This window comes from Terriglobus sp. ADX1 (genome assembly GCF_036877645.1).
Lineage (GTDB): Bacteria > Acidobacteriota > Terriglobia > Terriglobales > Acidobacteriaceae > Terriglobus.
Genome location: NZ_JAEDXV010000010.1, coordinates 122,467 through 135,281, shown reverse-complemented (window position 1 = coordinate 135,281; position 12,815 = coordinate 122,467). Strand labels below are relative to the sequence as shown.

6 protein-coding genes are annotated in these 12,815 nt (G+C 55.3%); 1 reads left to right on the top strand and 5 read right to left on the bottom strand.

Going from position 1 to position 12,815, the window contains the following annotated elements; all coding sequences use genetic code 11:
* Positions 1–218 precede the first annotated feature (218 nt).
* Entirely contained in the window at positions 219–1,571 is a 1,353-nt protein-coding gene (locus JAO32_RS08860) for an aldehyde dehydrogenase family protein (protein WP_334239539.1), read from the top strand.
* A gap of 66 nt (positions 1,572–1,637) precedes the next feature.
* Here the strand turns inward: JAO32_RS08860 and JAO32_RS08855 are convergent, their stop codons facing one another.
* The 5 genes from JAO32_RS08855 to JAO32_RS08835 form a co-directional block, all read right to left on the bottom strand.
* Positions 1,638–4,532: a TonB-dependent receptor gene (locus JAO32_RS08855; RefSeq protein WP_334239538.1), complete on the bottom strand. Its 2,895-nt coding sequence runs from the start codon at positions 4,530–4,532 to the stop codon at positions 1,638–1,640.
* A gap of 179 nt (positions 4,533–4,711) precedes the next feature.
* A complete protein-coding gene (locus JAO32_RS08850; protein WP_334239537.1) occupies positions 4,712–5,950 on the bottom strand; it encodes a DUF5666 domain-containing protein in 1,239 nt (412 codons plus the stop codon).
* Positions 5,951–6,103: 153 nt separating this feature from the next.
* A complete protein-coding gene (treZ, locus tag JAO32_RS08845; protein ID WP_334239536.1) occupies positions 6,104–7,867 on the bottom strand; it encodes a malto-oligosyltrehalose trehalohydrolase in 1,764 nt (587 codons plus the stop codon).
* Positions 7,868–7,927: 60 nt separating this feature from the next.
* Positions 7,928–10,681 (bottom strand): malto-oligosyltrehalose synthase, encoded by a 2,754-nt coding sequence (gene treY, locus JAO32_RS08840; protein WP_334239535.1) that lies wholly within the window; start codon positions 10,679–10,681, stop codon positions 7,928–7,930.
* A 125-nt stretch (positions 10,682–10,806) separates the two neighbouring features.
* A complete protein-coding gene (locus tag JAO32_RS08835; RefSeq protein WP_334239534.1) occupies positions 10,807–12,672 on the bottom strand; it encodes a glycoside hydrolase family 15 protein in 1,866 nt (621 codons plus the stop codon).
* Between the last annotated feature and the right edge of the window lie 143 nt (positions 12,673–12,815).

Sequence of the window (12,815 nt, the reverse complement as noted above, 5' to 3'; positions counted from 1 at the left end):
CCCTTAAGTATCGCAGGGCGCAAAGAGAATGGCGAGTTCAGCGCGCCGTCATAGCCCGGCCCGTTACTATAAATTTTTGTGCCTACCGTGGCCGCAGAAGCCATCTGCGGACTGGGTTTGCTACCGTAGATGCGATAGAGGCCGGAGCTATACACCGGTGTATAGGTATGCCGCAGTCATTGCCAGCATGCCCTCAGAGTTTGCAGCCAAGGAGTTTGATGCCACTGCAGTCCCTTAATCCGGCAACAGGAGATGCGCTCCGCACCTTTGCAACTTGGGACGAAGATGCGTTGCGGGCACGTATCGCGCAGGCCCATGAAGCAGCCACACTCCAACGCTCGCTGCCCCTGGAGCACCGCCTCCTGTGCCTGCGCAAACTTGCTTCTCTACTGGAAGAAGAGAGTACTGAACTGGCACGCACCATCACGCAGGAGACGGGGAAAACCATTGCTGCCTCTTCAGCCGAAATAGCACGATGCGTGGATGCCTGCCGCTACTATGCCGAGCATGCCGTGCGCATGCTGGCTCCTGAACTTCTCCCCGGTGAGGGAGAACACGCCTACGTGCAATGGAGTCCCATCGGCGTGGTGCTTGCCGTCTTACCGTGGCAATCTCCGTTCTGGCATGCGTTCCGCCTTTTTGTTCCTGCGCTGGTCGCGGGCAACACAGTGTTGTTGAAACACGCAGGCAGCGTTCCGCAATGTTCACTACAAGTGGAAGCCCTGGTACGCCGCGCGGGTTTTCCCCGCGGCACCCTCACGGCCCTTTTGATCGAAGACAGACTGGTGGAGACAGCGCTGGCAGACGATCAAGTTGCCGCGGTATCTGTATACGGGACGGAATCCACCGGACGAGCATTGGCGGCAAAGGCCGGATGGCAACTGAAGAAGAGTGTTCTCCAACTTCCTGGCAACGATCCGATGATCGTAATGCCCTCGGCTGATCAAGACGCCGCTATTGCGGCCGTGATTGAAGCCGTCTGCAAGGGCGACAGCATTCGGCGTGTGATCCTGCACTCTGAGATGTACACCGCAGTGATGGGGCGACTCATTGCCTCCGTGGAATCCCTGTCCGTGGGCGACCCGCTGCGAGAAGAAACGCGCGTGGGACCTCTGGGAACAGCCGATGCAGTGAAGCTCCTGGAAGAGCAGGTACAGGTCGCAGTAACTGCCGGTGGCCGCGTTCTAACAGGTGGAACTCGCATGGTGGGTCGCGGAAATTTCTTTGAACCGACACTGCTCGCTGATGTTCCGCGAAACTCTGCTGTAGCACGCGATGCCTTTTCCGGTCCTGTCTGCCTATTGTTCCGGGCTCATGATCTGCAGGATGCCATTGCAATCGCGAATGACACCTCGTTGGGACGCTCGGCTTCAGTCTGGACGAAAGAACCCGCAGAGCAACAACAGCTCATCCACGGTGTGGACGCCGGATTTGTAGCGTTGAATGCGCTGCCTGAAGATGATCCACGACTGCCTGTGGGCGGCGCGAAACGCTCCGGTTATGGGCGGGAACTTGGCACCCAGGGCATGCGTGAGTTTCTCGTCGCCAAGACCGTGGCACTCGGCAAATAGTTCGTTTTTGTAAAACAAAAAGAGGCGCACCTTGCGGGTGCGCCTCTTTCATTTTGTGTTTGCAGATTAGAAGTTGAAGCTCATCTGCAGGGTCACGGTACGAACTGCGGCAGAGCTACCGCCCGGTCCCATGCTGGACAACGATGTGGACTTACCAAAAAGGTTCTTCGACGGATCTGCGCTGTACGAACTCAGCGAACCATTTGGCGTGGAGTACGGCACGTAGTTGAATAGATTCTGAATCTGCGCGCCTACGCTGAGCGTGTACTTGTGTCCGGAGGACATACCGCCACCGAAGCCGCCAGGACCACCACGACCGCCGCCACCACCACCGCCACGGTTTCCACCGCCGCCGCCCGGAGGAGGACCTTGCGGGCCGCCATTGCTGGCCTGATCACGACGAGCTGCAGCACCCGTCTTGGCGCCGAAGCCAAAGACCTTCACGATACGCAGATTGCCCTGTACGTTCGACGGCCCGGTGCAATAGCCCTGCGGAACGCGGTTGGCTGACGTGATGCCGGTGGAAATGAAGTCGGTAGCCGTTTTGCAGTTTCCGGAGACACCGTTCGCAAAACCGGCGCGGTCATTGATGACGGTATCGCCGTTCACGTCCGATCCGGTCGTGATGTTATATGGGCTACCAGAGTTCACACTAAAGAACGGGCTTAGATTGATTCCATACGGCGCATTCCAGTTACCGAAGAGGAAAATGCGGTTCGTGGCGTTGAACAACGCACGACCGTAGTCCGTCTTCGGATTCAGGCTGTCCGTAGGGAAAGAATCCGCGCCATTCGTATTCGCCTTTGCATTGCTATAGACATAAAAGCCAAAGAGCGAGAAGCGCGGGCTGAGTTGCGTACGCACATTCACGATGAGCTGATTCTGGCGATACACACCACCGGACTGGTACTGGTACACGTAGTTTCCAGCTGCTGTCGGAATCGAACGCGACATGTACATGTGATCGCCGATCGTGTTCAAGTAGTTGAACGAGATCGTAGACCGCTTACCCATCTGCTGATCGACTCCTAGGGCCGTCTGCATGTTGTAGGAAGAACGCAGATTCGCACCAAGCTGATAGATCGTCTGCGAACCCACAGTTCCCGTACCGCAAGCTGTCGCATTCGAAGGACCGCATCCCGTTGTGATTGCGCCGGCACTGCCATCCGAGTTGCGAGGACCACTATAGATGTTCGTAATCTGGTTGATGCCATTCTGGCGCTGTGTCTGGATGACATCGCTCAGGTTGAAACGGTCATAAAAGACACCCCAACCAGCGCGAATCACAGTACTAGGGTTCCCCTTTTTCGAAGGAACACCATAGGAAAGGGCGACACGCGGAGCAATATCAGCCTTGCTATTGATCGCACCCTGGGATTCCAGTCGCGCGCCATAGCTCAGCGTCATATTCGGCTTTATCTTCCAGTCGTCCTCAGCATAGAAACCAACGTCTGCCAGAGACTGTTCCGCACGCGGATTGTTGATGGTAGTCACGCGATACTGGAACGGCTGACCATGGATGTAGTTGTAATCCGATGTCGTAGGAGTGCAGGTCACCGGGGCCGTTGTGGTGCAGTTCGTGGTGGGACCGTAGGTGAATGTACCGTTTGAGCCTGCATTGGAATACAAGGCTTCGCGATAGACGCGCAAGCGCATACCCGCGCGGATGAAGTTCTTCTGCAAGGCAACTGATGTGTAGTTCTGCAGTTCCAGATGATCGCTGGTGCTGTTCTGCGTACCTGAGCTGGAACCACCACCACTAAAGTAGCCGGTAAGTGTCAAAGTTGGCGAAGTGTTTTGGGGTGCCTGTGAGCTGATATCACGAACCAATTGCAGACGCGTTTCGTTAATCAGCTTGCTGCTGATGATCTGCGTGTCGCTAATGGTGAGTTGATGTTCGTGGCTTCCGGTGTTGTACGCCGTCGTGTTGAGAGATGTGGAACCGAGACCAGCATTGTTCGAGCTGTTGCTCTCATACTGATAACGGATCGTCAGCGTATTCTTCTCGCCCAAGGCAACGTCGTAACGCGGCGTTAGATCCCAGCGCTTTTGCGGATGGAAGGTTGCGCGTGACGCATCCGGGAACGTATTCAGTGCGCAGGTAAGGTCTCCTGGCTGGCATAGCACATTGGAGGTAGGGCCAGCGCTGATGATATTGCCAGCGAAAATGCTGTTGTCTTCAATATCGCGGTAGCTGCCTGCAATGGAGTACGAGCTTGTCTTCGTAGCTGGGCCAGTCAACGACCCGATGAAGAAGATGCGGTGATAATCCGGCTGCTGGTTCGTGGCGCCCAGGAATGGGCTGGACGTATTGAACGACTTATCGTTGCCCTGCAGGCTGAAGTTACCGTGGTACTTGTCCGTACCCGGCTTCGTGAACACTTCCACACGACCAAAACCCTGCTTATCGAACTGTGCCGAGAACGGATTCTGGTTCACACGGATTTCGCGGATAGAAGACTTTGGTGGAAGCGTACCGCCCGTAAAGCCGTCTACGTAAATTTGACCGCCGTTCGGGCCAGCCGAAGGGCCGGCGAGGGCCGACAACTCGCTGGAAAGCTCATCCGGGTCATCCGACAGTGCTTCCAGATCCTTGTCCTTGATGACAACCGAACTGCCGTTGGAATCGGGATCCGTGGACACCTGCGTGTTCTGCGTCGTCACGTTGATTTCCGTGGACTCCGACTGAACTGCCATCGCTGTATTGATGTTGACAGTGCCCGTTGCTACCCTCACGCCCTGGCGCACGAACGATGCAAAACCCTGCATTGTGACCGTCAGCGAATACGTGCCCGCAGGAACATTGCGGAACGTGTAAGCGCCGTCCGCACCGGAAGTGGTGGTCAGCGCCTGCCCTTTGGCGGGGGTCAGTGTGACGGTGGCGCCGGGGATCGCAGCCTGATCCGGATCCAGCACAAATCCGGTAACCGTAGCGGCAGATGCCGTCTGAGCGTATGCCATCGGTGCACATAAAGTCGCGCTACCCGCCAGGCTTACCGAAAGAAGCGCAATCGACAGCCGTCGAGAGCTTGTAAGGCAAAAGTTCATCATGACCCTCAAAGAAGGTTAAGTGTGAATGCTTTGGAGTTTCTCCGCAGCACAGAAGTTGTTGTTCTATCTCGTGGATGTGGGGCGAAACGCTATTCCGGTCCGCCCCCACCACCCTCGCCGCCACCAGAGCCAAGGCTCCAAGGCGAAATTGTCATCTCGCTGCCCGCAGGTCCGGTCAGCAGGGGTTCCACGCCACTGAGTAGCGTGATTGCCGTAAACGGACCGGCATTGCCATTGCCTGAGGCCACAATCATCAGGGCCTCTCCTGGCTTCAGCGCAGCCAGGGTTGTCTTCGGAAGGCGTGGGATCATGGTAGCCAAATCAGCAGCACGTCCGCCAGGACGTCCGCCGAAACCGCCTGAACCGCCCGAGGGAGGACCGCCAGCCGGAGGGCCACCTGCCGGGGGACCCGCCGGGCGCTCTGCGCCAGCCTGTCCACCGCCCGCAGAAGCTCCCGCTCCAACCGGACGACGCGCACCAGCAGCACCGCCACCACCGAACCGAGCCGCCATCTCAGGAGGCATCGCGTGCAGATCGCTGGCATCGCTGATGACCACTGTTTCGTTCTTCTTTGTGGCTAAATCCTTGATTACAAGGCTATTCGCGGTCGCGTTAATGGAAACGATGGTTCCCGAAAGATTCTTGAAGGTACCGGACACGATCTCATCGGCCGTGATATTTGCTCCGTCCGGCGACTTGTCACCACGAACACGAAGCTGATCACCCGGCTGGATAGCTGCCAGCGTACTCGGCTGCGCCTCTTCAAACTTGACCGATCCCGGAGCATAGCGGCGATAAATCGTGCTGCCCGTGGTCGTAATGGTCACATCCTTCTTGCCGGAGCTGATGGCGATAGTGTTCGCGCCAGCATTAACCGACTTCACGATGCCACCAGAACCACGCTTTGCCCAATCCGCCTGCGAAGCCGCGTTGCGCTGCGCGATGGCCGCAGACTTGATCATGATGAGGCGGGTTGCCGTCAGGGCTCCGCCGTCACCGGGCGTCCCGGTCGCCAGAACACGATCGCCGACTGCAAGCTGATCCAGCGTTGCAGCGGAAACAGTCTTCATATCGGCGCTCTGCTGAATCCGAGCACCATCGCCTACCGTTACCGTTGTTGGAGCGGCACCGCCGTCTGGAGCCACCGTAAGAGTGTTGCCGGAGATACTCTTCACCGTACCCAGCACGCGGCCTGCAGCAGGCGCGGCCTGCGCAGACGCAACCGAAGTCCATGCCAAAGGCGCAGTTGCGGCCCCCATGACGGCGGCCAGAGCCAGTCTCCGTGAAATCGTTTGTAGCGTCCCCGACTGCATCCAGCGATGGTTCAACGTCCTGCTCCAGTGATGAAAGGGTCTTCCAGGAATGCGGAAATCCTGTACTCACTAAGAAATACGGACGTGTCCTGTGAAAGTTTCGTTAGAAAAAGCGATTTCTGGCAAAAAACGGCGCTACCTGTCATCTCAGCAATTCAACGCCACCTATTATTCCGGCGGGTCCTGATCCAGCGGCTGCGGGGGCCAGTGGTACACCGCCATGCTCAACGCGGGTAGCTGGACACAGTCCTCTTTACGTTCCGGAACGATATCACTGCATAGCAAGAGTTCGGATCCGGGCTCCACAGCAAAGCTGGTCGCTGTCTCGGCAAAGTTCATCATGGTGCGCACATTGCCGCGATCTGTATAAATCCAACGCTCTTCTTCGTTGCAATGCACCACCATTCGTCCAAAATCGCCAAGATTCAACGCCAGCATTCTGCGACGAAGATGAATCAGATCGCGATACCAGCGATACATCTCAACATGTTTCGGTTCTTGTAGCTCGTTCCAGTTCAGGACAGAAGACTCAAAGGTCTTCACATCGCCCGGATCGGGTACATCGTCCGACCACCCAAAGGCCTCGAAGTCTTTCTTGCGGCCATCTCGCACCGCCTGGCGCAGATGTTCGTCCTGAAAATCAGCAAAGTACAGCCACGGCGTGGAGGCGGCCCACTCCTCTCCCATGAACACCATGGGGAGAAACGGAGCTGTCATGACAACTCCTGCAGCCAGCTTCGCTTTGCGCATGCCGACCAACTGTTCCAGACGTTCGCCGTGCGCGCGATTGCCGATCTGATCGTGGTTCTGGATGTAACCCAGGAAGCGATGAAAACTGATCTTATGGATTTGCCGCCCATGATTATGCTGACGGAACCGGGAGTAGCGGCCATCGTACAAAAACACCTGTTGAAGCGTGGTCGCCAGATTTTCGATGGTGCCGAAGTCTTCGAAGTAGCCGTGGGGTTCGTGTCTCAGGAGCGTAAACAGCGAGTGATGGAAGTCGTCACTCCACTGCGCATCCAGACCAAAACCATTGGCCTCACGTGGGGTCACAAAACGAGGATCATTCAGATCGGTTTCGCCAATCAGGAACAGGCACCGTCCCAGCGATGCTGACAGATCCTCTATTTCACGTGAGAGTTGTTCCAGGAAATGCATCGCGGAACGATCAATCAATTCGTGTACTGCATCGAGCCGCAGCCCATCAAAGTGATAATCGCGTAGCCACATGATGGCGTTATCGATAAAGAAACGACGGACTTGATCGCTGCCGCCCGCTTCCAGATTGATCGCAGCACCCCACGGCGTGTGATGACGATCGGTGTAATACGGTCCGAACATCTGAGTGTAATTGCCTGCAGGTCCGAAGTGGTTCATCACCACATCCAGAATCACGCCGAGCCCTTTTGCATGGCACGCGTTTACAAACCGCTTCACGCCATCTGGACCGCCATAGGTTTCATCTGGGGCATAAGGCGACACACCGTCGTATCCCCACGAAAACCTTCCCTCAAACGACGAGATGGGAAGAAGTTCGATATGAGTAATACCAAGCTCAAAGAGATAGTCGAGCTTTTCAATCGCAGCGTCGAACGTGCCTTCTTTCGTAAAGGTGCCTACGTGCATCTCGTAGATCACCGCAGAAGGTAGCGGAATGGGCCGAAACTTCTCGTCAGTCCACTGGAAATGAGAATGATCCAGAACGCGCGATTCAGAATGTACGTCCTTCGGTTGCCAGAAAGAACGTGGATCAGGATACGGTCGCGGATCATCGTCAAGTAGAAAAGCATAGTTGCTGCCATGCTCCGCTGCATCCACGTCGGTCTTCCAGAAACCGCGCTGCGATGGGCCTTCCATCGGATAATCCACGCCATCCACGCGCACAGATACTTTGTTGCGCCGTGGTGCCCAAACCGAAAAATGATGCATCCTGCTTGTCCTTCCCGCGACTCTTCGTGCGCCGCTTCCCGTTTCCAAATGTCTTGGCTATTAGGCAGCCAAGTCACGACCGCGCGTTTTTCTTACGTCACGGCCATCGGTCGTCTCGCTGTCACGCACCAGCAGCGCAACAGGAAAATCATCCAGCAGCGTGCTAATACGCATTGGCACACCACCGTTGTGAACACGCCCCGTCATGCGATCCGTCCACTTACCCGGCGGTAGTTGCAACACGGTACCGCTCCAGTTGTTATCCAGACGATGCGGAAAACGCGCCGCTAACGTGATTACATCTCCCGAACGCACATAGGAAATCACGTGATCCGCCTTTGGCCCCGTCGGAAGAAGTGGTTCGTATGTGGCCGACTGATCAAACGACGCCGGGCGCTCATAACGAAGTTGCAGCGCCTGCAAAATCACCCACAACTTGGGATATCCCTGCTCAAAGTGAGCCACTGCAAAACGTGCTGCATCTTCGCGCGATAACTCCCGAAGTTCCGCAAGCATGTTGCGCCGCAGATCGTAATCCACCGGCCTGCGGTTATCTGGATCTACCAACGAATAATCCCAGAGCTCAGCGCCCTGATACAGATCGGGAACACCTGGTGACGTACATTTCAGCAGTGTCTGCGTCAGTGAATTAACGCATCCATCACGGCGGATATGCTGCACAAACGATTCCACTTCAGCAGCGAATGCAGAGTCATTCAGTATCTGTTCAATGAAGCGGTTTAACGCATCTTCATACTCTTGGTTATTCGCCAGCCATGACGTGACACGCTTCGCTTCGCGCATGGCCTTCTGCATGTACTGCTTCAACCGATCTTCTGGAATGGGCCATGCACCAATCAGTGTCTGGTATAGGAAATACTCTGTGTTCGCGTCAGGGTACGCACCTATACGATACTTCGCATTCATACGTGACCATCGCTTTACTTTTGCGGCCCATCGAGCAGGCATCTCTGCCAACACAGCAATCCTTGCACGCACATCATCCGCTCGCTTGGTGTCATGCGTAGACAACGTCAGCATCGTGGTTGGGAATGTCGTCTGCATGTGTGCGTTGTAAGCATGGAATTGCTCCACGCTGTTGCCATCCGCGCCGGGATCACCACCCACTTCATTCAACGCAGTGAATCGGTTGAAGGTATAAAACGCAGTATCTTCTACACCCTTGGCCATGATGGGTGACGTGAACTGCTGGAAACGTGCGACGAATTCGCCTTCAAGTTTTCCCGTCACTTTCAGTGTCAAAACGTCGTGCATGAAATCGAACAAACCAGCATCGATATCTGGCTTTCGACGTTTTGCTTCTTCAATCGCCCCGGCAATATGCTGACGATCTTCGTCCCCAATCTCCTGATGGTCTGGCGTCCAAACCACATAGGTTCGATAGATATCGAAACACGCCGCAACATTACGAATCGCACGTCGAATCTGCGCACGCGTATAGTCACGGCTATCGCGATTGTTTTCACAGATGGCAACAAAGATATTTGCCAGACGATTTACATCGCTGGCCAATGTCTCCTGAGCGATCTTGGATTTCTTCTCGAACATGACATCGGAGTAACTTTCCTGCTCGTTCGTAAACTCGCGGTAGATGGCATCGATCCTGCGTAGCCCATCTGGATCCACCAGGAGGCCATTGCAGAGGTTCATGAAGTCGTAGCCGCTTGTGCCCTGCACAGGCCAATCCTGTCGCAGCCATTCACCAGGCTCCAGAATTTTTTCCACGACGATCCATGCGTGGGGAGAATGCGACCGCAGACGCTCCAGATACTGTTTGGGATCGCGCAGACCATCCGGGTGATCGATCCGCACGCCATCCAACACGCCTTGGTCCAGCCAGTACAGGATCAGTTCATGGGTCTCTTCAAAGACGTACTCGCGTTCCATGCGCAGACCGATGAGTGAATTGACATCAAAGAAACGGCGATATCCTAACTCCTGATCGGATGTACGCCAATAGGCAAGACGAAAGTTCTGCGCATTTAGGATTTCGTCCAGCGCATCAATGTTTCCGTTCAATTCCGCGAGTGCTTCATCAATCGAACGGCAGATCGCTTCTTCTTCGCGACACAGACGTTGCAGCAATCCAAGTAGCACTTGTTTATCGCGATGCCGTGCAAGCTGCACACTGCGATCAGTGGAATCCGGCGCCGGCAAACGTGCGAAGGAAACAGCAAGAAAGTTCAACGTGTCAGAAGGAGCGAGCTCAGCAGCACGGGTAAGAAGAGCCGATAATGACCGAGGCGCAACAGGAAATTTCTGATCACCATAACGGACGATGAACTGCACCCCGTCGCGGTCAATGTGGATTTCGCCCTTCTCAAGCACACGGCCATACTGATCGCCGAGTACCGGCATTAGCACTTTATCGCGCAGCTTTTCTTCAGCGGAGTTCCAGTCAATATCAAAGAAGGTGGCAAAGCGGCTGGAGGGTCCGTTCTCCAGAACGTCCCACCACATGCGATTCGTGCGGTCCACAGACATATGGTTCGGAACAATGTCCAGAACCTGTCCTAAGCCAAGCTCTCCTAACTTCTTCGAAAATGCCTCGTGGCCCTCTGCTCCGCCTAATTCCGCGTTGACGCGATGATGGTCCACCACGTCATAACCATGCGTAGAGCCACTGCCCGCCTGAAGGTAGGGTGAACTGTACACATGGGAAATGCCGAGGTCACGAAGATACTCCGCAATTGCAATGGCCTGGGAAAATGTAAATCCGGCATGCAACTGCAGGCGATATGTAGATAGCGGTGTGCGCATCGTCTCCTGTGCAGGCTGCTCTGTGCCGCGCACGGCGGCAGCCTTTCTGTGTCTAAATCCGTTAGTTCTCTCCTTTAGGTGCCGGTCATCTGCAGTAAGTTGTTTGGCACGCCGATGACGGCGTCAGTCAGCGGCAGTTACCGCCACTCCGCGCCGAATCAACAATGCTCCACAGATTCCAGCGCCTCACTCCAGGGACCTTTTCCACCGCTCAGAATTGTGGCTGCATGAGCCATCGTGAGATGCGAGAAAGCCTGTGGGAAATTTCCTACCTGCCGCATTTCCTGCATGTCATATTCTTCCGCGATCAAACCAAGTGGATTGCGCAACTTCAACAATCTTTCAAACATGGAGCGGGCCTCTGCCTGCTGGCCGCTGAGATACATGGCGCCCGTCATCCAAAATGAGCAGGCCAGAAAAGCTCCTTCGCCCGGCGGCAAACCATCATCGCTCTCGGCGCTGTATCGCATGACCAAATCGCCCTTCTGCAGTTCTTGTTGAATAGCTTTTATTGTTCCCGCGACCCGCGGATCATTTGCGGGCAGAAATCCCACAAGCGGAATCCTTAAAAGAGACGCATCGAGAACGCGCGACCCGTATGCCTGCACAAACGTATTCCGCTCCACATCGTATCCATTCGCGCATACGTCCCTATGAATGGCGTCTTTCACGCTTCGCCAGCGTTCTACGGTTTCCTGCAACTTTGCATCATCTTTACTGTCGAACTTCTCATACGCTTCGATAGCTCGCGTAAATGCAACCCATGCCATCACCTTGGAATGCACAAAGTGCCTTTCGGAACCCCGGATTTCCCATATGCCGCTGTCTGGTAGCGTCCATATATTTTCCAGATGTTCCAGCATGTTTACCACCAAAGCGCGCACTGCCGGATTCCACATGTCGTCCTTCATCGTGGGCGTTCGAGCCAGTGCAGCAATCACCTCTCCAAACACATCCATCTGCAATTGCTCTGCGGCTTTGTTTCCGATATTTACCGGCTTGGAATTCTCATAGCCTGGCAGCCAATCTGCCTGCCATTCCATTAATTGTCTTTCGCCTCCAAGCCCATAAAGAGACTGGATTTGCTCCGCTGAACCTGCAATGGAACGCAGCAGCCAGCCACGCCATGCCTGTGCTTCTTCTGTGTAGCCTTCCTGCAACAACACCAGTAGCGTGAAGGCAGTATCCCGCAGCCAACAATATCGATAGTCCCAGTTGCGAACTCCGCCAATCTTCTCAGGAAGCGACGTTGTTGGCGCCGCTACAAGACCGCCCGTAGGCCGATACGTCAAAGCCTTCAGCGTGATAAGAGAGCGTTCCACGCAGTCCTGCCAATCTGTCTTTCCCTTTCGTTGCGATGTCCATTTTGTCCAGAACCGCTCGGTATCCCGGTAGGCATCCTGCGGGTCGAAACTGGCAGGATCTTTCTGCAGCGATGAGCCGTATGACAGAACAAAGCAGATCGTTTTCCCCGCATGCACTTCGAAGTCGCTCACCGTCGTCAAGCCTTCCCCGCGCAACGGAGCTTCCGTTCGAAGAACCACCAATTCCGGCCCTGCAATGGCACGCATATGGTGATCCACTCGCTGCACCCACGGGACGGTCCGGCCATAGTCAAACCGCAAAACCAGATCCATACGCATCTTCACCGAACCGCGAAGCCCTTTCACAATCCGCACAACATCCGAATTGTTCTCTCGCGGAGGCATGAAGTCGCTTACCAACACCTCGCCATTCTCGGTTTTCCAAACTTTTTCCACGATTAACGTGTGCGGTTTATATCGCCATTCTTCACCGATCACTTTCTCCTCGGTCGATGGCTGTATTTGGAAGTAGCCATGATCTTCCGTCCCGAGGAGAGCCGCGAAACACGCTCCAGAAGCAAAAGTAGGCCAACACAGCCAGTCCAGCGAGCCGTTGCGACATACAAGCGCAGCTGTTTCGCAATCGCCAATCAAGGCGTAGTCTTCAATCCGAGCCGCATGTAGAGGCTTTTGTGTTTCTGTGTGTTCTTGCTTGGTCAACGAGTTCCCTCCAGGCAGAAAGCGGTATACGGGGCGGCGCAAGCAAACACCTGCTTCTCCCTCGCATCCTTACCAGATGAAACTTCGCTGGAAGGACGATCTCAGCGTGATTGGATGCAGCGAGCAGCCCCGGAGGAATGTCT

What these genes read in the sequence shown, in the direction of transcription:
- JAO32_RS08860 (WP_334239539.1), top strand. Translation starts at nt 219, where the DNA reads ATGCCACTGCAGTCCCTTAATCCGGCAACAGGAGATGCGCTCCGCACC.
- JAO32_RS08855 (WP_334239538.1), bottom strand. Translation starts at nt 4,532, where the DNA reads ATGGCATACGCTCAGACGGCATCTGCCGCTACGGTTACCGGATTTGTG.
- treZ (WP_334239536.1), bottom strand. Translation starts at nt 7,867, where the DNA reads ATGCATCATTTTTCGGTTTGGGCACCACGGCGCAACAAAGTATCTGTG.